Origin of the sequence: Pseudonocardia sp. HH130630-07 (assembly GCF_001698125.1) — a bacterium.
In the GTDB taxonomy this organism is placed as follows: Bacteria; Actinomycetota; Actinomycetes; order Mycobacteriales; family Pseudonocardiaceae; genus Pseudonocardia.
In genome coordinates this window covers 6,021,293-6,040,854 of sequence record NZ_CP013854.1, presented here as the reverse complement: position 1 = coordinate 6,040,854, position 19,562 = coordinate 6,021,293, and the positions used below count along the sequence as shown (strand labels likewise).

Here is a 19,562-nt window from a genome sequence, read left to right as displayed (position 1 = left end):
GCGACCCCGACGACACGGGCGACCCCTACGCCGAGGCGTTCGACCGGGTCCGCGAGATCGAGGCCGTCGCACTGCCCGGCGAGGCGGACGTCGAGGCCTCGCTGCGGCCGCGCTCGCTGCACGACTTCGTGGGCCAGCCCCGGGTGCGCGAACAGCTCGAACTGGTCCTGGAGGGCGCCCGGCGGCGCGGTGACCCGCCGGACCACATCCTGTTCTCCGGTCCGCCCGGGCTCGGTAAGACCAGCCTCGCGATGATCGTCGCGCAGGAGCTGGGCGCCTCGATCCGGCTCACCTCGGGGCCCGCGCTGGAACGGGCCGGCGACCTCGCGGCGATGCTGTCGAACCTGGTCCCCGGCGACGTGCTGTTCATCGACGAGATCCACCGCACCGCGCGCCCGGCCGAGGAGATGCTGTACCTGGCGATGGAGGACTTCCGGGTCGACGTCGTCGTCGGGAAGGGGCCGGGTGCCACCTCGATCCCGCTCGACGTCGCGCCGTTCACCCTGGTCGGGGCCACGACCAGGGCCGGATCGCTGACCGGCCCGCTGCGTGACCGGTTCGGCTTCACCGGGCACATGGAGTTCTACGAGGACGGCGAGCTGGAGCAGGTGCTGCACCGCGCCGCCGGGATCCTCGGCATCGACCTGCGTCCCGACGGGGCGGAGGAGATCGCCGGGCGCTGCCGCGGCACCCCCCGGGTGGCGAACCGGCTGTTGCGGCGGGTGCGCGACTTCGCCGAGGTCCGGGCGGACGGCGTGGTCCACCGGGACGTCGCGCGGGCCGCCCTCGCCGTCTACGACGTCGACGACCTGGGCCTCGACCGCCTCGACCGTGCGGTCCTCGGCGCGCTGGTCCGCTCGTTCCACGGCGGTCCGGTCGGAGTCTCCACCCTCGCGGTCGCCGTGGGGGAGGACCCGGGGACCGTCGAGGAGGTCTGCGAGCCGTACCTGGTGCGGGCCGGGATGCTGGCCCGCACGCCGCGCGGCCGGGTCGCCACGCCGCTGGCGTGGACGCACCTGGGGCTGACGCCGCCGGCCGACGCCCCGGCGGGCCACCGCATCGAGCCGCTGTTCTGACCCCGTGGGCCGGCCCGCCGCCCGGCATGGGGGTGAGCAGGCGCACGCGTCCGATCGGTGACATGGGAGAATCCGGACGGATCGAACGGAACGGGCACCGGTTCGCCGTCCGTCGAGGCATCCTGGACCGTCCGCACGTCGCGCGACGGCAGCCGGGTGCCGAGCGGAGCCGCAGCCACTGCGGTGGGCGCACCGGGACGATCCGGGCATCGGGATCGTCCCGGCACGGGTCGGACGCCGGGTTCCGCCGTTCGACGTGGTGCGCCGCGACGAGCGGTCCACCACCGGGAGGGGGCCGCCCACCGGCCCCGGTCCCGGCTGGCACACTCACGATTACGAGACGAGACGGAGTACCCGCACCATGGATCTGATCCTCGCGCAGGAGGCCGGCGGTTCCAGCCTGTTCTCCCTGTTCCCCTTCGCCCTCATCCTGCTGCTGTTCATCCCGCTGTTCCTGAACGGCCGCAAGCAGCGCAGGCAGATGGCGGAGACCCAGTCCATGCAGCAGGCGCTGGAGGACGGCGACGTCGTCGTCACCACCTCCGGGCTGCGGGCCACCGTCGTCGACGCCTCGTACGAGGACACGCTCGACCTCGAGATCGCCGACGGCGTGGTCACGACCTGGCTGCGCGCCGCGATCCGGGAGAAGGTCGTCTCCGACGAGACCGCCGAGGTGCAGGTCGAGCCGGAGAAGGCCGAGCAGCCGGAACAGTCGGAGAACAAGCCGACCATTCACTGAGCACGCCGGGAGCGGGCCACGGGGCCCGTTCCGGCGGTCGCGGCGCACCGGTGGGGTGCGGCCGTCGCGCGAGTCGGATTCGGGAGAACACCACGTGGCAACGTCGTCGGGGCAGCAGCGTGTGCGCCCCTGGCGCTACCTGACGGCCTTCCTGGGCATCGTCGTCGTCCTCTACGCGCTGGTGCTGTTCACCGGCGGCGGGAACCTGGCGCCGAAGCTCGGGATCGACCTGCAGGGCGGCACCCGCGTCACACTGACCGCCCGCACCACGGACGGTGAGCCGCCGCCGCGGGACCAGCTGGTCCAGGCGCAGGAGATCATCGAGCAGCGGGTGAACGGGCTCGGGGTCAGCGGCGCCGAGGTGCAGCTGGACGGCAGCAACATCGTCATCACCGTGCCCGGCGACGAGGGCGAGCAGGCCCGCTCGCTCGGCCAGACCGCGCAGCTGCGCTTCCGCGAGGTCGTCCAGCAGGTCCCGGCGTCGGCGACCCCGCAGCCGCCCGGGGGGACCGCGCCCGGCGCGCCCCCGGCAGCGGGACAGCAGCCGGGTCAGGCGCCGGCCCAGCAGCCCGCACCGGCGCCGGCCGGGGAACCCGCACCCCCCGCCGGGCAGCCCGCCCCACAGCCACAGGGCATGGGCGATCCGGCCGCGCAGGAGCGGACGGTCGCGCCGGTGGCGCACACCGCCCCGCTGCAGGACCCGCCACCCGCCCCCGCGCCCCCGCCGGGCGGCGGCGCCGCACCCACCGACCCCCGGGTCGCGGCCGAGGTCGAGCAGTTGCGCGCGACCCGCCAGAGCGACGACCAGGCCGTCCAGCTGCAGGCGGTCCTCGCGCTGGACTGCAACGCCCCGGACCCGCTGCAGGGCTACGACGACCCGGCGAGGCCGCTCGTCACCTGCGGTGACGGCGGTGCGAACAAGTACGTGCTCGGCCCGTCGTTCATCGAGGGCACCGAGATCGCCTCGGCCCAGGCCCAGCAGGCCCAGAACGGGGCGGGCTGGGTGGTCAGCCTGACCTTCAAGCAGCCCGCCGCGGACCAGTGGGGCCAGTACACGACGGCGAACGTCGGCAAGCAGACCGCGTTCGTGCTCGACGGCGACGTCGTCTCCGCACCGCGGGTCAACGGCCCGATCTTCGGGCCGACCGAGGTCTCCGGGCAGTTCAACCAGGAACGCGCCCAGGACCTCGCGCAGACCCTGCGCTACGGCTCGCTGCCGCTGGCCTTCGACTCCGGTACCGCGCAGACGGTCTCGGCGTCGCTCGGGCTCGCGTCGCTGGAGGCCGGGCTGATCGCCGGGGCCGTCGGCCTCGCGCTGGTCTTCCTGTACTGCCTGTTCTACTACCGGCTGCTCGGCCTGCTGACGATCCTGTCGCTGGCCCTGTCCGGGATCGTGGTCTACGCGGTGCTGATCCTGCTCGGCCGCTGGATCGGGTTCACTCTGGACCTGGCCGGGGTCGCCGGGTTCATCATCGCCATCGGCATCACCGCCGACTCGTTCGTCATCTTCTTCGAGCGGCTCAAGGACGAGATGCGCGACGGCCGGACGTTCCGGTCCGCCGTCCCGCGGTCCTGGGAGCGGGCCCGGCGGACGATCCTCACCGCCGACGCGGTCAGCTTCCTCGCCGCGGCGGTGCTCTACATCCTCGCCGTCGGCGAGGTCCGCGGGTTCGCGTTCACCCTCGGCATGTCCACCGTGCTCGACCTCGTCGTGGTCTTCCTGGTGACGTTCCCGCTGGTCGTGCTCATCTCGCGGTCCCGGACGCTCGGCCGCCCGGGGCTGTCCGGCCTGGCCGCCGTCGACCGGATCGGAGCCCGGCACCGCCGGGACAAGCCGGTCGTCGGCCGGCGTGCCACCACCTCGACCTCGAAGGGGGCGGGAGCATGACGGCCCCCGAGCGGCTGTCGGGCTGGACCCGGCTGACCACCGGCACCGCGAACGTCGACATCGTCGGGCGCAAGAAGGTCTGGTACGTCGGCTTCGGCGTGCTGATCCTGGTGTGCCTGCTGTCGCTGGTGCTGCGTGGGTTCAACCTCGGAATCGACTTCACCGGCGGGTCGCAGGTCCAGATGCCGGCGACCGGTGCGAACGGGCCGATCTCGGTCCAGCAGGTGGAGGACGTCTACCGCGGCATCGTCGGCACCGACCCCGAGGTCGCGCAGTCGGTCGGTACCGGTGACGCGGCGTCGATCGTGCTGCAGTCCGAGCCGCTGACCTCCGAGCAGCTCGTGCCGCTGCGGGAGGCCCTGTTCACCCAGCTGCAGCCGCTGGGCGGGGACGGCGTGCCCAGCCAGGGCGCGATCAGCGACTCGCAGGTCTCCGGTACCTGGGGCGGCGAGGTCACCACCCAGGCGTTCATCGCGCTCGCCGTGTTCATCGTGCTGGTCACGCTGTTCCTGGCGGTGTACTTCGAGCGGGCGATGGCCGGTGCGGCGCTGGTCGCGCTGATCAACGACATCATCGTGACGGCGGGCGTCTACTCGATCATCGGCTTGGAGGTCACCCCGGCCACCGTGATCGGCCTGCTCACGATCCTCGGGTTCTCGCTCTACGACACCGTCGTGGTGTTCGACAAGGTGCGGGAGAACTCCCGTGGCCTGCTGAAGCTGACCAGACGGACCTACCCCGAGGCCGCGAACCTGGCGCTGAACCAGACGCTCATGCGGTCGATGAACACCTCGCTGATCGCGATCCTGCCGGTGCTGGGCCTGCTCGTCATCGGGGTCGGGCTGCTCGGGGTCGGCACGCTCGCCGACCTCGCACTGGTCCAGCTCGTCGGCATGATCTCCGGCGTCATCTCCTCGCTGCTGCTCGCCACCCCGGTCCTGGTCGACATCAAGATGCGGGACAAGCGGTTCCGCGACCAGGCGGACCGGGTCGCGGCCCGGCGCGCCCGTTCGGCGGCGGTACGCAACGGCGAGGCGGTCGCCGAGTCCGAGGAGCGCGCGGAGCCGACGTACGCGGCCGTGAGCAGCAGCTCGCGCTCGGCGCCGGCCGCCCCGCGCCCCGGTGCGCGGCCGACCGGGAAGAACCGCCGGAGGGGCCGGTGAGCGCGGTGACCGACATCCTCGTCGGTACCGGCGTCGATCCGGACTCGGCCGACGACCTGGCCCGGGTCGCCGAGCTCGTCCGGTCGGTGCCCGACCACCCCGAGCCGGGGGTGCTGTTCCGCGACATCACGCCGGTGCTCGCCGACGGTGCGGCGTTCGCCGTCGTCACGACGGAGCTGGCCGCCCACGCCGGCGACGCCGAGCTCGTCGTCGGGGTGGAGGCCCGCGGCTTCCTGCTCGCGGCACCGGTCGCGCTGGTCGCCGGTGTCGGGACGGCGCCGGTCCGCAAGGCGGGCAAGCTGCCCGCCGTCGCCGCGTCGCGCAGCTACGACCTGGAGTACGGCAGCGCCACCCTGGAGCTGCCCGCCGGGGTCGTCGAGCCGGGCACCCGGGTCTACGTCGTCGACGACGTCCTGGCCACCGGCGGCACCGCCGCGGCGGCCTGCGCCCTGCTCACCGACGCCGGTGCCGACCTGGTCGGATTCGGCGCGCTGATGGAGCTTCCGGCGTTGAACGGCCGGGCGAAACTGGGTGGCCTCCGGGTGGACGCCCTGTTGCGCGGCTAGGGACTATCCTTCCGGGACGGATCACTCCCGCGACCGGGCACGACGAGGAGGTGCGGTGACCGAGGTCGACCGGGCGAGCGCCCATCCCGCGACACGGCCGCTGACGCCGGCGGACGACGAGCCGCCCAGGCCGTCGGCCACCCGGCGGGTACGTGCCCGCATCGCCCGGCGGATGACGCCGCAGCGGGTCGCGATCGTCACCCCCGTCCTGGAACCGCTGGCCGCGGTGCACCGTTCGCTGCACCCCAAGGCCGACCTGGTGCTCCTGCAGCGTGCCTACGACGTCGCCGAGACCCAGCACGAGGGCCAGACCCGCAAGTCCGGCGATCCCTACATCACCCATCCGCTCGCCGTGGCCACCATCCTCGCCGAGCTGGGCATGGACACCACGACGCTGGTCGCCGCCCTGCTGCACGACACCGTCGAGGACACCGACTACGCGATGGAGCGGCTGCGCGCCGACTTCGGGGACGAGGTCGCGCACCTGGTCGACGGCGTCACCAAGCTCGACAAGGTCGAGTTCGGCACCGCGGCCGAGGCCGAGACGATCCGCAAGATGGTCGTCGCGATGGCCCGTGACCCCCGGGTGCTGGTCATCAAGCTGTCCGACCGGCTGCACAACATGCGCACCATGCGCTTCCTGCGGCCGGAGAAGCAGGTCAAGAAGGCGAACGAGACCCTGGAGGTGTTCGCCCCGCTCGCGCACCGGCTCGGCATGGCCACGGTGAAGCTGGAGCTGGAGGACCTCTCCTTCGCGATCCTGCAGCCGAAGAAGTACCAGGAGATCGTCCGGCTGGTCGCCGACCGGGCGCCGTCCCGGGACACCTACCTGCGCCAGGTCATCGACGAGGTGACCTCGCAGCTGGACTCGGCGCGGATCCCGGCGAAGGTCGAGGGGCGTCCGAAGCACTACTACTCGATCTACCGCAAGATGATCGTCAAGGGCCGCGACTTCGACGACATCCACGACCTGGTCGGCGTCCGGGTACTGGTCGAGGAGGTCCGCGACTGCTACGCGGCGATCGGCATGGTGCACGCGCTGTGGCAGCCGATGCCCGGCCGGTTCAAGGACTACATCGCCCAGCCCCGGTTCGGGGTCTACCAGTCGCTGCACACCACCGTCATCGGGCCGGACGGCAAGCCGCTCGAGGTGCAGATCCGCACGCACGCGATGCACCGCACCGCGGAGTACGGGATCGCCGCGCACTGGCGCTACAAGGAGATCAAGAACGGGCAGAGCAAGGAGGTCGAGGTCGAGGAGATGGCGTGGATGCGCCAGCTGCTCGACTGGCAGCGGGAGGCCGCCGACCCCGGTGAGTTCCTCGACTCGCTGCGGTTCGACCTCGCGGCCCGGGAGATCTTCGTCTTCACCCCGAAGGGCGACGTCGTCACGCTGCCCACCGGCTCCACCCCGATCGACCTGGCCTACGCGGTGCACACCGAGGTCGGTCACCGGTGCATCGGGTCCCGGGTCAACGGCAAGCTCGTCGCGCTGGAACGCCAGCTGACCTCGGGCGACGTCGTCGAGATCTTCACCTCCAAGGCCGAGGAGGCCGGTCCCAGCCGGGACTGGCTCGCCATCGCCAAGTCCCCGCGGGCCAAGGCGAAGATCAAGCAGTGGTTCGCGAAGGAGCGCCGCGAGGAGGCCGTCGAGGAGGGCAAGGAGGCGATCACCCGGGAGGCGCGCCGGACCGGGATGCCGCTGCAGCGGCTCATCTCCGGCTCGGCGATGTCCGCGCTCGCCCGGGAGATGCACTACAGCGACGTCTCCGCGCTCTACGCCGCCGTCGGCGAGCACCACGCCAGCGCCCAGCACGTCGTGCAGCGGCTGGTGGCCTGGTTCGGCGGTGAGGAGGAGGCCGAGGAGGAGCTGGCCGAGCGGGCGACGCCGTCCACGGTCCGGCACCGCAGGCCCGCCGGCAACGCCGGGGTCGTGGTCCAGGACTCCGACGGCCAGCAGATCGACGAGCTCTACGTCAAGCTCGCCCGCTGCTGCACCCCGGTCCCCGGTGACGAGATCCTCGGCTTCGTCACGCGCGGCGGCGGGGTGAGCGTGCACCGCACCGACTGCACCAATGCCGACGACCTGACCGCCCGCGAGGAACGCCTGGTCGACGTGGCGTGGTCGGTCTCGCCGGAGTCGGTGTTCCTGGTCGCGATCCAGGTCGAGGCGCTCGACCGGCACCGGCTGCTCTCCGACGTGACGAAGGTGCTGGCCGACGAGAAGGTCAACATCCTCTCCGCGTCGACGACGACGTCGCGCGACCGGGTCGCGGTGTCCCGGTTCTCCTTCGAGATGGGGGACCCGAAGCACCTCGGGCACCTGCTGCAGGCGGTCCGCAACATCGAGGGCGTCTACGACGTCTACCGAGTCACCAGCGCCGCCTGAGCCCGTTCACCGGTCCGGCATGAGCACCGTGGACAGGATCCGGCGGGTGCGCCCGGGTTCCTCGGTGTGCCCGAGGAACGGCTCCAGCGCCTCGACCAGCCGGGCCTGCATCCGGTCGACCTCGTCGTCGGAGAGCCAGAGCGCGGCCTGCCGGAACCCGACCCGGTCCCGCAGCGGCTCCGGCTCGCCGGTGGCCAGGTAGCGGTCGAAGTCGCCGGCCAGCCCGGCGAGGTAGACGGTGAACATCGTCCGCAGCTGATCGGGGCCGGGTGCGGTGTTGTCGGCGTCGGCCGCGGAGGTCTCCAGCTCGTAGGTCCGCTCCACCGCGCCGCGCACCCGGCGTTCCTCGGTGACCCGCAGGACCCCGGCCCGCACCAGCACGCCGACGTGCCGGTACAGCGTCGTGGTCGGGACGTCGGGCAGCTGTTCGGCGAGCTGGGTCGTGGTCAGCGAGCGCCCGATGAGGGCCTGCACCAGCCGCCACCGGACCGGCTGGTGCAGGAGGTCGGCCAGGGAGATCTCGGATGCCACACTCGTACTCCGTTTCCACTTCTGGTACCGTTCCCAGTGTTGGAAACAGTATAGGGGAGGCGACATGGCAAGCGTGCACGTCGACGACACGGCCGTCACGGTGGTGCTGTCCCGGGTGGAGTCGTGGTTCTGTGGCGGGCGGTCCCGGCTGGTCGTGCCGCTGTCGGAGGTCCGTTCCGTCGAGCGGGTGGACCGGCCGACCCGGGCGTCGGCGACCGGGATCGGCCGGGCCGGGCTCGCAGTGACCGGTGTGGTCAAGCTGGGCCGGTGGGGGATCGGGTCGCCGGTCAACCGGTTCGTCAGCGTCCGGCGGTGGACGCCGGCGCTGCGGGTGGTGGTCGGTGAGACCTACCGCCCGCAGCTCGGCTACCACGAGATCCTGGTCAGCGTCGCGGACCCGGACCGGGTGCTCGCGCAGCTGCCGGTGTCGCGCTGAGGACCGCCCGTGGCCGGGTCACTGCCCGGCCGCGGCCGCCTGGATCTCCACGGGGACGGTCGGGGCGCCGTCCCCGGACCCGGTCGACTCGCCACCCGCGGCGACCTTGTCGACGGTGGCCAGGCCCTCCTGGCCGATGGTCCCGAACGCGGTGTAGCTCGGCGGCAGCTGGGCGTCGCCGTAGATCATGAAGAACTGGCTGCCGTTGGTGTCCGGTCCGGCGTTCGCCATGGCGAGCACCCCCCGCTCGTAGGACGGCGGCGGGTTCAGCTCGTCGGCGAAGCTGTAGCCGGGACCGCCGGAGCCCCGCCCGGTCGGGTCACCGCACTGCAGCACCTGCAGGCCGGGCGTGGTGGTGAGCCGGTGGCACGAGGTGCCGGTGAAGTAGTCCTGCGCGACCAGGCTCTCGAAGCTCGCCACCGTGCACGGGGCCTTCGCCCGGTCCAGCGTCAGGTCGATCGGGCCCGCGCTGGTGGTCAGCGTGACCGGCACGGTGCCCTGGTTCGACACCGGACCGTTCGGCGGGGCCTGCACCGGCTTCGCCGCCGGCTCACCGGGGGAGTAGCTGCAGTTCACGGTGCCCGGCGCGGCCGGTGCGGCCGGTGCCGCTGCGGGCGCCGCGGCCTCGGGAGCCGGCTCGGGGCCGCTCCACGCGCTGGTCACGGCCCAGAGACCGGCCGCGACGATCGCGACGACGGCGACGGTGGCGACCACCGAGATCGTCGTCGTCCGCCGCCGCTTCGCCGCCCGCTCGGTCCGGTTGACCTCCTGGGCCGCGAGCTTCCGCTTCGCCGCGTCCCGGCGCTGCTCGTTCGTCGCCACGCTCCGCAACTCCCTGTTTGATCATTCGTACGCCGAGGGCGAGGGTAGCGAGGCGACCTGAGAGGAAACCTGAGAGACGGCGGTTCTAGGGTGGGGCCAGTCGTACCAGGAGGACGTGGAAGTGACCGCTGTGCCGTCAGCCGAGCAGGGGGTGCGGACGCGCCGGCCCGAGCCGTTCGCCGCGCCGAAGGGCATCCCCGAGTACCTGCCCACCGACTCGGCGGGCTTCACCCATGTCCGGGACACCCTGCTCGGGGCGGCCGACCGCGCCGGTTACGGGCACATCGAGCTGCCCGTGTTCGAGGACACCGGGCTCTACGCGCGCGGCGTGGGGGAGTCGACCGACGTCGTCTCCAAGGAGATGTACACCTTCGCCGACCGCGGCGACCGCTCGGTGACGCTGCGGCCCGAGGGGACCGCCGGCGTCGTCCGGTCGGTGATCGAGCACTCGCTCGACCGCCAGGGGCTCCCGGTGAAGCTGCGCTACGCCGGGCCGTTCTTCCGCTACGAGCGGCCGCAGGCCGGTCGCTACCGGCAGTTGCAGCAGGTCGGGGTGGAGGCGATCGGCATCGACGACCCGGCGCTCGACGCCGAGGTCATCGCCGTCGCCGACGAGGGGTTCCGGGCGCTCGGGCTGACCGGGTACCGGCTGGAGCTCACCTCGCTCGGCGACGCCGCGTGCCGCCCCGCGTACCGGGAGCGGCTGCAGGAGTTCCTGGCCGGGCTCGACCTCGACGAGGCAACCCGGGCGCGGGCCGCGATCAACCCGCTGCGGGTGCTGGACGACAAGCGCCCCGAGGTCCGGGCCGCGATGGCCGACGCGCCGCTGCTGATGGACCACCTGTCCGACGCCGCCGCCGAGCACCACGCCCGGGTGCTGGAGCACCTGGACGACCTCGGCGTCGCCCACACCGCCAACCCGCGCATGGTCCGCGGCCTGGACTACTACACGAAGACCACGTTCGAGTTCGTGCACGACGGCCTCGGCGCGCAGTCCGGGATCGGCGGCGGCGGCCGCTACGACGGGCTGATGGCGACCCTCGGCGGCGCCGAGCTGTCCGGTGTCGGGTTCGGCATCGGCGTCGACCGCACGCTGCTGGCCTGCGCCGCGGAGGGCGTGCAGCCCTGGTCGACGGCGCGCGCGGAGGTCTTCGGGGTGCCGCTCGGGGACGCGGCGAAGCGCCGGCTGGTCGCTGTGGCCGCGGCGCTGCGGGCGCGCGGGATCCGGGTGGACCTGTCCTACGGCGGGCGCGGGCTCAAGGGCGCCATGAAGTCCGCCGACCGCTCGGGGGCCCGGTTCGCGCTGGTGCTGGGCGAGCGCGACATCGAGGCCGGCACCGTCGGTCTCAAGGACCTCGGCAGCGGGGAGCAGCAGGACGTGCCGCTGGAGGCGGTGACCGACGCCGTCGTGACCGCCCTCGCGGGCTGAGCGTGGCGCTCGCCGACCAGGAACGGTGGGACGCCCGGCACCGCAGCGCCGGTCCCGGGGTGCCGATGCCGCCGGACGCGGTCCGCGGGCACCTGGACCTGGTGCCGGGTGCGGGGCGCGCGCTGGACGTCGCCTGCGGCCGCGGGTCGGTCGCGGTGTGGCTGGCCGCGCGGGGGCTCGACGTCGTCGCGGTGGACGTCTCACCGGCCGGTCTCGCCGCCGGCGCGACGCTGGCGGCCGGGACCGTTCCGGACGCCCGGATCCGCTGGGTGCGGGCCGACCTCGACCACGGTTTCCCGGCCGCAGACGACCGCTACGACGTCGTCGTCTGCCAGCGATTCCGGGCGCCGGAGCTGTACCCCGCGCTGGCGGCCGCCCTCGCTCCCGGCGGGCTGCTCGTCCTCACGCTGCTCTCCGCGGTGGACGACGAGCCGGGTCCGTTCCGGGCCGAGCCGGGGGAGCTGGTGCGCGCGTTCGCCGGCCTGGACGTCGTCGAGCACCGTGAGGGCGGCGGGGAGGCGCACCTGCTGGCCCGCCGGCCCGGCTGAGGCCGATCAGCGACGCGCGACGACGAGCGCGGCCAGGCCGGTCGTCACCGGGACCGCCGCCACCAGCCCGATGCTGCCCACCAGCGTGCGGACGATCTCGGTCGCGACGTCCTGGCTGGTGAGCACGTCGGCTACGCCCCCGGCCGCGACCGAGAACAGCAGCAGCAACGGCAGCGCGGCACCGGCGTAGGCGAGGACGAGCGTGTTCACCGCGGACGCCACGTGGTCACGGCCGATCCGCATCCCGGCGGCGAACAGCTCGCGCACGCCGAGGTCCGGGTTCGCCGCACCCAGCTCCCACACCGCGGAGGACTGGGTGACGGTGACGTCGTCCAGCGCACCGAGCGCCCCGATGACCAGGCCCGCGAGCACCAGCCCGCGGGGGTCGATCGGGACGCCGGGGCCGAGCGTGCCGATCAGGTTGGCCGTGGTGTCGTCGAGTCCGGTGAGCCGGGTCGCCGTGGTGAACAGCTGACCGAGGACGCCGATCAGCGCCAGCGAGGCGAGCGTCCCGAGCACGGCGCACGAGGTGCGGGCACTGAACCCGTGGGTCAGGTACAGCACCACGAACATGATCAGGCACGAGCCGGTGACGGCGACCGCCAGCGGTGGGCCGCCGGACAGGATCGACGGCAGCACGAACCACAGCAGCACCGCGAAGCTCAGCAGCAGGCCGACCAGCGCCGCGAGCCCGCGCAACCCGCCCAGCACGACCACCGCGAGCGCGAACACCGCGGCCAGCCAGCCCAGCGGGGGACCGCGCTGGAAGTCGTTGAGCTGGTAGGAGCCCGCCTCGTCCGGATTCCCGCCGGACCAGGCCATGGTGACCGGGTCGCCGACCGCGAACCGCGGGCTCGCCGGTTCGTTCGGGACCAGCTGGACCAGCTCGCGACCGGCCCGCGGGCCGTCGGACATGCCGACCGTGACCCCGGTGCAGGCCCCGTCGCCGGATCCGGGGGAGCAGTCGGCGACCTGGACGGCACTCACCGTGCCGTGCACCTGCCGGGTGGGCGGCAGGTCCGGCTCGGGTGCGGCACCCGGCCACAGGAGCACCGTCCCGGCGAGGGTCGCCAGCGCGCACGGGACGAGCAGCGCGACGAGCAGGTTCCGGATCCGCCGCCCGGCCGGTGACGGCGGGCCGTGCCCGTGTCCGTGTCCGTGACCGGCGGACCGCGGGGCGGTGGGACGGGCGGTCCCGGCCCGGCGGCGCCGAGGCGCGCCGGCGACGTCGTGTGCCCCGTCGTGCGGGGGCCGCGCGCCGCGGTGGTCCGGTTCGGCCGGCGGGCGGGGGTGCTCCCGGTGCTCCGGTCCGCGTGGACGGCCCGCCGGCCCCTCCCCGTGCGGCGTCCGGCGGTCCTCCGGCCGGCCCCGGCGCCCCGGCGCGGTCTCGTGCGGTCCGGCCGGTGGCGCGGCGGCGGGCCCCGGGACGGCGCGCGGATCGTGTCCGGGGGGCCGCTCGCCGTGCCGGGGGCGGCTGCCGTGGCGCCCGGACCGCTCCGCGGCACCCGCCTCCCGGTGGTCACCGCGCCGCGGGGGCCGGGGAACGGGATCGTCGGGATGCACACCCGCATCCTCGCAAGACGGTGCGCGGGGCTCCGACCGGTCCTCGCCCGGCCCGCACCGCCGGGCGACGACCGGTTGCCCGGTGTTCGAACTTGTGTTCGACTCGGGATCGTGCGGTGGGACGGACAGCAGGTGGGAATCGACGGGATCGGCGCGGACGCGGCGCTGCCGGGCATGCGCGGGCTGCTGCGCACGGTGCGCACGCCGGAGTTCGCGGGGACGGTGTTCCACGAGGTGGAGGCGCGGTCGGTGCTCAACCGGGTGTCCTCGTCGTCGCCGGTGCCGTTCGGGTGGACGGTGAACCCCTACCGGGGGTGCTCGCACGCGTGCACGTACTGCCTCGCGGGTGACACCCCGGTGCTGACCGGTGACGGCCGGACCCGGCCGATCGCCGAGCTGAGGCGGGGTGACGAGGTCGTCGGCACGGTGGCCGACGGCGCCGGCCGGCGGCGGTTCGTCCGTACACCGGTGCTCGCGCACTGGTCGACCCGGCGGCGTGCGCAGCAGGTGTCGCTGAGCGACGGCACGGAGCTGGTCACCTCCGCGGAGCACCGCTTCCTCACCCGGCAGGGCTGGGCGCACGTGCGGCCGGGCCGCTGCCGGGCGTCGGCGGACCGGCCGCACCTGCGCCCGGGGGCGGAGCTGGTCGGCCCGGGGGCGGCGGCGCTCCCGCACCGTGCGCACCCGCCGGGATACGAGGCCGGATACCTCTGCGGGCTCGTCCGGGCGGACGCGGTGCGCGGCCGGGTCACCGCCGAGCCGTTCCCGTCGGCCTGGGTCGAGCTGGAGGCCGTCGCCAGGGCGCATCACCTGCTGACCCGGGGCGTCGACGCCCCGGACCGGTCCGGGGCCGGCCGGACCCGGACCGCCGTCGCCTGCGGGGCCGGTGCGGCCGCGCCGGTGCGGACCCGTCGTGCGCCGGCCGGTCCGTCCGTGGTGTGTCGCGGACCGGCGCACGGTGCCGGCGGGGCCGGCCCGCCCGGCACCGGGACCGTCGCCGACGCAGTGGCCGCAGCGGCCCGGCCCGGGCTGGTCGGCCGGGTTCCTCGGCGGGATCCTCGACGCGTGCGGTGAGGTCTCCGCCGGGGTGTTGCGGATCGTGCCGGTCGACGCCGGGCTCACCCGCGCCACCGTCGACGCGCTGCGCCGGCTCGGCTTCCGGGTCGCGTCCGAGGCGTCGGGGCGGCCGGGCGTCCGTGCGCTGCGGGTGCTCGGCGGCGTGGCGGAGCAGCTCCGGCTGGTCGGGATCGCCGACCCGGCCGTCTCCCGCGTGCGCGACGTCGGCGGCGCCCTGGTCGAGGAACCGCCGGACGGTGCGCCGCGGGTGGTGGGGGTGCGCGACACCGGCCGGATCGTCCCGATGTTCGACATCACCACGGGCACCGGTGACTTCGTCGCGGCCGGCGTGGTCAGCCACAACTGCTTCGCCCGCAACACCCACACCTACCTCGACCTCGACGCGGGAGCCGACTTCGACTCGCAGATCGTGGTCAAGGTGAACGCGCCCCGGGTGCTCGAGCGGGAGCTGGCCAGGCCGTCCTGGCGGCGCGAGCACGTCGCGATGGGCACCAACACCGATCCGTACCAGCGGGCCGAGGGGCGGTACCGGCTCATGCCGGGGATCATCGCGGCGCTGAGCCGCTCCGGTACCCCGTTCTCGATCCTCACCAAGGGCACCGTGCTCGGCCGTGACCTGCCGGACCTGGCCGCGGCGAACCGGGACGTGCGGGTCGGGACCGGGGTCTCGGTCGCCCTGCTGGACCGCGAGCTCGGCTCCCGCCTCGAACCCGGGACACCGAGCCCGCAGGCCCGGCTCGATCTCGTCCGGCGGATCACCGCCGCCGGGCTGCCCTGCGGCGTCATGGTCGCCCCGGTGCTGCCGTGGCTCACCGACTCCGCCGAGGCGCTCGACGCACTGCTCGGCGAGATCGCGGCGGCCGGAGCCGAGCGGGCCACGGTGCTGGCACTGCACCTGCGACCGGGGACCAGGGAGTGGTTCCTGCAGTGGCTCGCCCGGGAGTACCCGGCGCTGGTGCCGCGCTACGAGCGGCTCTACCGGCGAGGGGCGACCGCCGACCGGGAGTACCGCTCCGCGCTGGCCCGCCGGGTGGCCCCGCTGCTGGCCCCTGGCCCGGCACGGCCTGGACCGGGCCGAGGCCGCCCCGCGCGATCCGGGCTGGACCCGGCAGCCGGACCGGGTGGAGACGGCACCGCGGGATCCGGGGCGGGCCGGTCGCCCGGGCCCGTCCGCGCCGTCCGGCGACCGGGGGCGGGAGGGGAGCGGCGGGCAGCTGAGCCTGCTGTAACGGACGGGAGGAAACCTGGTGGCGGGCGGACCGGTACCGGCCGATAGCCTTGTCCGTCGTGATGCGAACCCACCCCGTCGGCACGTTGCGTGCCGAGCACACCGGCCAGACCGTGACCCTCGCCGGATGGGTGGCCCGCCGCCGCGATCACGGCGGCGTGATCTTCATCGACCTGCGGGACCGTTCCGGTTCGGCCCAGGTCGTGTTCCGCGAGGGCGAGATGGCCGAGCGCGCCCACCGGCTCCGGTCGGAGTTCTGCGTGCAGGTCGTCGGTGAGATCGTCCGGCGCCCCGCGGGCAACGAGAACGCCGAGCTGCCCACCGGCGACATCGAGGTCACCGTCACCGAGCTGACCGTGCTGTCGGAGGCGGCCCCGCTGCCGTTCCCGATCGACGACCACACCGGCGTCGGCGAGGAGATCCGGCTGACGCACCGCTACCTGGACCTGCGCCGGTCCGGCCCGGCCGCGGCGATGAAGCTCCGCAGCGACGTGAGCAAGGCGGCCCGCGACGTGCTCGCCACCGAGGACTTCATCGAGGTCGAGACCCCGACGCTGACCCGCTCGACGCCCGAGGGGGCCCGGGACTTCCTGGTCCCGGCCCGGCTGCGCCCCGGCTCCTGGTACGCGCTGCCGCAGAGCCCGCAGCTGTTCAAGCAGCTGCTCATGGTCGGCGGCCTGGAGCGGTACTACCAGATCGCCCGCTGCTACCGCGACGAGGACTTCCGCGCCGACCGGCAGCCGGAGTTCACCCAGCTCGACATCGAGATGAGCTTCGTCGAGCAGGACGACGTCATCGCGCTGGCAGAGAAGGTGCTCGTCGCGCTGTGGAAGCTGGTCGGCTACGACGTGCCGCTCCCGATCCCGCGGATGAGCTACGCCGAGGCGATGGCGCAGTACGGGTCGGACAAGCCCGACCTGCGTTTCGGCTTCGAGCTGACCGAGCTGACCGACTACTTCGCGGGCACCGGGTTCCGGGTCTTCCAGAACCCCTACGTCGGCGCCGTCGTCATGCCGGGCGGCGCGTCCCAGCCGCGCAAGGTGCTCGACGGCTGGCAGGAGTGGGCCAAGCAGCGCGGCGCCCGCGGCCTGGCCTACGTCCTGATCGGCGATGACGGGCAGGTCGACGAGCGCGGCCCGGTCGTCAAGAACCTCTCCGAGACCGAGCGTGCCGGGCTGGCCGCCGCGGTCGGCGCGAACCCCGGCGACTGCATCTTCTTCGCCGCGGGCAAGCCGAACGACGCGCGTGCGCTGCTCGGCGCCGCGCGCGGGGAGATCGCCCGCCGGACCGGTGCGATCGACGAGTCCGCGTGGTCGTTCCTCTGGATCGTCGACGCCCCGCTGTTCGAGTCCGCCGCCGACACCGACGACGTCGCCGTCGGCGGGGGTGCCTGGACCGCGCTGCACCACGCCTTCACCTCGCCGACCCCGGAGTGGATCGACACCTTCGAGAAGAGCCCGGGCGACGCGCTGGCCTACGCCTACGACATCGTCTGCAACGGCAACGAGATCGGCGGCGGATCGATCCGTATCCACTCGGCCGACGTGCAGAAGCGCGTCTTCGAGGTCATGGGGCTGTCCGAGGCCGAGGCGCAGGAGAAGTTCGGCTTCCTGCTCGACGCCTTCGCCTACGGCCCGCCGCCGCACGGCGGGATCGCCTTCGGCTGGGACCGGATCACCGCGCTGCTCGCGGGGGTCGACTCGATCCGCGAGGTCATCGCGTTCCCGAAGACCGGTGGCGGGTTCGACCCGCTGACCCAGGCCCCCGCGCCGATCACCGCAGGCCAGCGCAAGGAGGCCGGTGTGGACGCGAAGCCGGCCGGTACCGCGCCCGGTGGGGCCGCTCCCGGGAAGCCGGGGGAGACCGGTGGCGGGGCGCCGGAGAAGCCCGGTCCGGCGGCGTAGGCCCCGGATCGGTCCGGCGAGGTCTGAGAAGGGCTGAGTAGGTGCTGCACCTGCGGGTCGTCTGCCCGTCCGAGCGGACCGCGGACGTCTGCGCGATCCTGACCCGCGAGCCCGGGGTGGCCCATCTGGTGGTCCACCCCGGGGCCGCGGTGCGCCCGCCCGGCGATCTCGTGGAGGCCGACGTCGCCCGCGAGTGCGTCGACGACCTGCTGGGCGGCTTCGCCGATCTCGGCATCGACCACGACGGCGGGATCAGCCTGGAGCAGCTCGACACCGTGCTCTCCGACCGGGCCGACGCCGCCGAGGAGGCGGCCCCGGGGGACGGGGCCGACGCCGTCGTGTGGGACGAGCTGATCATGCGGACCGGCGAGGAGTCGCGGTTGTCCGCCACGTTCCTCACCTTCCTGACGATCGCCTGCCTGCTGGCGGCCGTCGGCGCGGTCACCGACTCCCCGGTGACGGTCGTCGGTGCGATGGTGCTGGGGCCGGAGTTCGGCCCGATGGCCGCGGTGGCCGTGGGGCTCGTGCTGGGGCGTGCCGACCTCGTCCGGCGCGGCGCGATCGCGCTCGCCGTCGGCTTCCCGTTCGCGATGGTGGTGACGGCCGGGGCGACCCTGCTGTTCGACCTGTTCGGCTGGCTGTCCGCGGCCTCGCTCGACGACCTCGAACAGATGGACTTCATCTACGAGGTCGGCCCGTTCTCGCTGGTCGTGGCGGTACTCGCCGGGGCGGCCGGCATGCTGTCGCTGACCTCGGCGCGCTCGTCGGCGCTGGTCGGGGTGTTCATCTCGGTGACGACCGTGCCGGCGGCCGCCTACGGCGCCGTCGCGGCCATCGAGGGGCGGTGGACCGAGGCCGGTCTGTCGGTGCTGCAGCTCGGGCTCAACCTGGTCGGAGCGGTCGCCGCCGCGGCGGGAGTGCTCCTGCTGGCCCGCTCCGGATCCCGGCGTCGGGGGGCCGACCGCACGCTCTCCGAAGGGTAGGATCTTCGGCGATGACCGATCCGCAGGCGACCGACGGCGTGGTCGAGGCGGTGGCCGGGGCGGTGCGTCTGCTGTCCCGCCGGGCCGGCTCGGACGTCGAGCTCTCCGAGCCCGAGGACCTCGGCGGCAGCAGCCGGTCGGTGGTGGCCAGGGCCCGGATGGGCCAGAACCCGTTCACCGACCATCGCAGCGTGGTGATCAAGCACTACTCGCCGCGTTCCGGGCGGGAGGACCCGGCCGGCGTCGACCCGTTCCGCTGCGAGGTCGCGTCGTGCCAGCTGTTCACCGCGCTGCCGACCGACGTCCGGCCCAGTCCGGTGCTCATCGCGCACGATCCCGAGCAGCGGATCCTCGTTCTCGAGGACCTCGGCCGCACCATGACCCTGGCCGACAAGCTGTTCGGGCCCGAGCGCGACGCCGCCCGCAGCTGCCTGCTCGGGTGGGCGCGGGGGCTCGGCCGGATGCAGGCGGCCACGGCCGGGCGGGAGGGCGACTTCGGGGCCCTGCTGCGCCGCCTGGGCCAGCAGGTCCAGCGCGATCCGGTCGCCGACCAGGCCAGGGCCGCCCTGGCCGGGCTGCCCGAGCTGCTGGCCGGCACCCTCGGTGTCGAGGTGCCCGAGCTGGCCGTGCTGGAGGCCGGCGCCGGGATCCGGCTGCTCGGCAGCACCGGGTTCCGCGCGTTCAGCCCGTCCGACACCTGCCCGGACAACAATCTCGTCACCAGCCGGGGCGTGCGGTTCGTCGACTTCGAGGGCGGTTGCTTCCGTGACGTCCTGCTGGACGCCGCCTACGTCCGGATCCCGTTCCCGTCCTGCGCCAGCAGCTACGCGCTCCCGGACCCGCTGGCCGAGCAGATGCTCCAGGCGTGGCGGGCCGAGGTCGCGCCGGTGTGGCCGGAGCTCGACGACCCGGAACTGCTGGAGTCACGGCTGGTCGACGCGCAGCTGCTGTGGGTCTGGTGGTCGACCTGGCTGCTGCTTCCCCGGCTGCTGGAGCGCGACGGGCCGATCGGTGACGTCGCGGGCCGGTCGCCGCGGATCTCGACGGCGTTGCGCCACTACTGGCGCGGGCTGGGGGCGGCGGCCGCCGTCACGGACCGTCCCGCGACGGTCGAGCTGGCCGCCGCGCTCGTGGCCGTGCTCGACGACCGCTTCCCCGACGCCCCGTCCGAGCTTCCGCTGTTCCCGGCGTTCCGCACCGGGGATCGGCAGGTGTGAGCC

At 74.0% G+C, this 19,562-nt stretch carries 17 protein-coding genes; 14 read left to right on the top strand and 3 right to left on the bottom strand.

Features of this window, described 5'->3' with window-relative positions:
• Positions 1–56 precede the first annotated feature (56 nt).
• From ruvB to AFB00_RS28445, 6 genes are all read left to right on the top strand, one after another.
• Positions 57–1,076 (top strand): Holliday junction branch migration DNA helicase RuvB, encoded by a 1,020-nt coding sequence (ruvB, locus tag AFB00_RS28470; protein WP_083276183.1) that lies wholly within the window; start codon positions 57–59, stop codon positions 1,074–1,076.
• Between the two features lie 361 nt (positions 1,077–1,437).
• Positions 1,438–1,815: a preprotein translocase subunit YajC gene (gene yajC / locus AFB00_RS28465; RefSeq protein ID WP_068799736.1), complete on the top strand. Its 378-nt coding sequence runs from the start codon at positions 1,438–1,440 to the stop codon at positions 1,813–1,815.
• Between the two features lie 94 nt (positions 1,816–1,909).
• Positions 1,910–3,703 carry a protein translocase subunit SecD gene (gene secD, locus AFB00_RS28460; RefSeq protein ID WP_068799735.1) on the top strand — a complete coding sequence of 598 codons (1,794 nt, stop codon included), beginning with the start codon at positions 1,910–1,912 and terminating at the stop codon, positions 3,701–3,703.
• Positions 3,700–4,866, top strand: coding sequence for a protein translocase subunit SecF (gene secF / locus AFB00_RS28455; RefSeq protein WP_068799734.1), 1,167 nt, complete (start codon positions 3,700–3,702; stop codon positions 4,864–4,866). The genes secD and secF overlap by 4 nt, the downstream gene beginning before the upstream one ends.
• The gene (locus AFB00_RS28450) at positions 4,863–5,432 is read left to right on the top strand and encodes an adenine phosphoribosyltransferase (RefSeq protein ID WP_083275897.1); all 570 of its coding nucleotides are present in this window, start codon (positions 4,863–4,865) and stop codon (positions 5,430–5,432) included. Before secF ends, AFB00_RS28450 begins: the two co-directional genes overlap by 4 nt.
• A gap of 100 nt (positions 5,433–5,532) precedes the next feature.
• Entirely contained in the window at positions 5,533–7,821 is a 2,289-nt protein-coding gene (locus AFB00_RS28445; protein ID WP_068800771.1) for a RelA/SpoT family protein, read from the top strand.
• A gap of 6 nt (positions 7,822–7,827) precedes the next feature.
• Here the strand turns inward: AFB00_RS28445 and AFB00_RS28440 are convergent, their stop codons facing one another.
• Positions 7,828–8,352, bottom strand: a complete 525-nt coding sequence (locus tag AFB00_RS28440; protein ID WP_231974118.1) for a helix-turn-helix domain-containing protein — start codon at positions 8,350–8,352, stop codon at positions 7,828–7,830.
• A gap of 64 nt (positions 8,353–8,416) precedes the next feature.
• On the opposite strand from AFB00_RS28440, the gene AFB00_RS28435 reads away from it, so the two are divergent.
• Positions 8,417–8,788, top strand: coding sequence for a hypothetical protein (locus tag AFB00_RS28435; protein ID WP_068799733.1), 372 nt, complete (start codon positions 8,417–8,419; stop codon positions 8,786–8,788).
• Positions 8,789–8,806: 18 nt separating this feature from the next.
• On the opposite strand, the gene AFB00_RS35680 is transcribed toward AFB00_RS28435, so the two are convergent.
• On the bottom strand, positions 8,807–9,610 hold the full coding sequence (locus tag AFB00_RS35680; RefSeq protein WP_068799732.1) for a peptidylprolyl isomerase: 804 nt from the start codon (positions 9,608–9,610) through the stop codon (positions 8,807–8,809).
• A 151-nt stretch (positions 9,611–9,761) separates the two neighbouring features.
• Here AFB00_RS35680 and hisS point away from each other — a divergent pair, with 151 nt between their 5' ends.
• Both hisS and AFB00_RS28420 read left to right on the top strand, forming a co-directional pair.
• Positions 9,762–11,039, top strand: a complete 1,278-nt coding sequence (gene hisS, locus AFB00_RS28425; RefSeq protein ID WP_068800769.1) for a histidine--tRNA ligase — start codon at positions 9,762–9,764, stop codon at positions 11,037–11,039.
• 2 nt (positions 11,040–11,041) lie between these two features.
• Complete coding sequence (locus tag AFB00_RS28420) at positions 11,042–11,587, top strand: class I SAM-dependent methyltransferase (protein WP_231974117.1); 546 nt, start codon at positions 11,042–11,044, stop codon at positions 11,585–11,587.
• A 6-nt stretch (positions 11,588–11,593) separates the two neighbouring features.
• On the opposite strand, the gene AFB00_RS28415 is transcribed toward AFB00_RS28420, so the two are convergent.
• A complete protein-coding gene (locus tag AFB00_RS28415; RefSeq protein ID WP_083275895.1) occupies positions 11,594–13,150 on the bottom strand; it encodes a YibE/F family protein in 1,557 nt (518 codons plus the stop codon).
• A gap of 132 nt (positions 13,151–13,282) precedes the next feature.
• Here AFB00_RS28415 and AFB00_RS32460 point away from each other — a divergent pair, with 132 nt between their 5' ends.
• The 5 genes from AFB00_RS32460 to AFB00_RS28395 are packed head-to-tail and all read left to right on the top strand — an operon-like array spanning position 13,283 to position 19,559.
• Positions 13,283–14,224, top strand: coding sequence for a hypothetical protein (locus AFB00_RS32460; RefSeq protein WP_231974116.1), 942 nt, complete (start codon positions 13,283–13,285; stop codon positions 14,222–14,224).
• Entirely contained in the window at positions 14,109–15,503 is a 1,395-nt protein-coding gene (locus tag AFB00_RS35230) for a hypothetical protein (protein WP_068799731.1), read from the top strand. The genes AFB00_RS32460 and AFB00_RS35230 overlap by 116 nt, the downstream gene beginning before the upstream one ends.
• Before the next feature lie 11 nt (positions 15,504–15,514).
• Positions 15,515–17,359: an aspartate--tRNA ligase gene (gene aspS, locus AFB00_RS28405; protein ID WP_068800766.1), complete on the top strand. Its 1,845-nt coding sequence runs from the start codon at positions 15,515–15,517 to the stop codon at positions 17,357–17,359.
• A 41-nt stretch (positions 17,360–17,400) separates the two neighbouring features.
• Positions 17,401–18,342 (top strand): DUF389 domain-containing protein, encoded by a 942-nt coding sequence (locus AFB00_RS28400; protein ID WP_068799730.1) that lies wholly within the window; start codon positions 17,401–17,403, stop codon positions 18,340–18,342.
• A gap of 11 nt (positions 18,343–18,353) precedes the next feature.
• Positions 18,354–19,559 (top strand): hypothetical protein, encoded by a 1,206-nt coding sequence (locus tag AFB00_RS28395; protein WP_068799729.1) that lies wholly within the window; start codon positions 18,354–18,356, stop codon positions 19,557–19,559.
• Positions 19,560–19,562: the final 3 nt, after the last annotated feature.

Excerpts from the sequence above, each read along its gene's own strand:
- AFB00_RS28395 (WP_068799729.1), top strand. The coding sequence starts at position 18,354 with ATGACCGATCCGCAGGCGACCGACGGCGTGGTCGAGGCGGTGGCCGGG.
- AFB00_RS28435 (WP_068799733.1), top strand. The coding sequence starts at position 8,417 with ATGGCAAGCGTGCACGTCGACGACACGGCCGTCACGGTGGTGCTGTCC.
- secF (WP_068799734.1), top strand. The coding sequence starts at position 3,700 with ATGACGGCCCCCGAGCGGCTGTCGGGCTGGACCCGGCTGACCACCGGC.
- yajC (WP_068799736.1), top strand. The coding sequence starts at position 1,438 with ATGGATCTGATCCTCGCGCAGGAGGCCGGCGGTTCCAGCCTGTTCTCC.